Here is a 1,331-nt window from a genome sequence, read left to right as displayed (position 1 = left end):
ACTGCTCGACGATCTGCAGATGCCGATCAAGGCGCTCAACGCCACTTTGTAAGAGACTTGGAGACTGTGGTTCGGGATCTGGGCGCTCCGGTCAGCGCGGGCGTCTACAACGTCTACACCGGCGAGTTGGGGGGCACCGCGGTGCCGACAGCGGCGCAGTTGGGTCTGGAGCCGCCCCGGTTCTGCGCGGAATGCGGACGCCGGATGGTGGTGCAGGTCCGCCCCGACGGCTGGCGGGCGCGGTGCTCGCGGCACGGACAGGTCGACTCGGTCGACCTGGAGGCCCAGCGATGACCGAGCACGCGCACACCCCGGGAAGGTCACGGGCGCGCCGTATCGGCATCGCCGTCCTGACGCCGGTGGCGGCGGGTGTGCTGGTCGGCGCCCTGTGGGCGTGGATCGCCCCGCCGATCCACGCCGTGGTGGCCCTCACGCGCGCCGGTGAACGGGTCCACGACTATCTCGGCAACGAGTCGCAGCACTTCTTCGACGCGCCCTGCCTGATGCTGGGCCTGCTCACCGTGTCGGCGGTGGTGGCGCCGGCGCTGGCGTGGCAATGGCGCGCGCGCCGGGGGCCGGGCATGGTCGTCGCCTTGGCGACCGGCCTGGTTGCCGCGGCCGCGGTCGCGGCCGCCATCGGGGCGGCGCTTGTCCGAATCAGGTACGGAGCGTTGAACTTCGACGCGGTGCCGCTGCCCAAGGGCCCGTCGGTGGCCTACGTCATCCAGGCGCCCCCGGTCTTCTTCGCAAGCGATCCGCTGCGGATCGCGCTGACGCTGCTGTGGCCCGCCGCGATCGCCGCACTGGTCTATGCGGTGCTCGCGGCCGCCGACGCCCGCGACGATCTGGGGGCTACCCCGCCGCCCGACCGGCCTTCCGATGCGCTCCCGGTGGGAGCGGGCAGCGCCCCGGAAGCGCCCGGGTCATAGCGGGCGGCGGTGAATCCTGCGGCCGAGGATGACCTTGGCCGCGATCTTGGTGAGCCGCGCCATGCCGACGTAGGTCATCGGGTGGAACATCGTCGGCCAGGTGGTCCGGATCAGGTGCTCGGTCAGCGGCCGGCCGTCGAACCGGTCGGTGAGCCAGCGCAGCGTCATCGGCGCCGAGAGCGGATGCAGCAGCATGTGCTCGTTGAACGCGTCCCGGTGGTAGGTCACCTGGGCGCCGCCGGCCGAATAGGCGTCGGCGAGCACGTCGATGTCGTGCACGTCGATGAGGTAGTCGTGGACGGCCTGCACGATCAACACCGGCGGCGTCGGCACCGCGACACCCAGCTTGATGTTCTCGAACACGTGCGTGACCTCGGGCGTCGACAGGATGGCATCGAGCGG

At 71.1% G+C, this 1,331-nt stretch carries 2 protein-coding genes and 1 pseudogene; 2 read left to right on the top strand and 1 reads right to left on the bottom strand.

Going from position 1 to position 1,331, the window contains the following annotated elements; translation table 11 throughout:
- Window positions 1-66: 66 nt before the first annotated feature.
- Complete coding sequence (locus A9X05_RS00210) at window positions 67-294, top strand: hypothetical protein (RefSeq protein ID WP_067277974.1); 228 nt, start codon at window positions 67-69, stop codon at window positions 292-294.
- An 80-nt stretch (window positions 295-374) separates the two neighbouring features.
- Window positions 375-929, top strand: a pseudogene (locus A9X05_RS00205) (DUF2567 domain-containing protein); the annotation flags it as partial.
- On the opposite strand, the gene A9X05_RS00200 reads toward A9X05_RS00205, so the two are convergent.
- Window positions 924-1,331 (bottom strand): lipase family protein (locus tag A9X05_RS00200; RefSeq protein WP_231975347.1); only part of this gene is annotated, 408 nt, incomplete at its 5' end. The pseudogene A9X05_RS00205 and the gene A9X05_RS00200 overlap by 6 nt on opposite strands.

The organism is Mycobacterium sp. E3298 (assembly GCF_001666895.1).
Lineage (GTDB): Bacteria > Actinomycetota > Actinomycetes > Mycobacteriales > Mycobacteriaceae > Mycobacterium.
The sequence above is the reverse complement of the archived record's forward strand: the minus strand, read 5'-3'. Positions and strand labels throughout refer to the sequence as shown.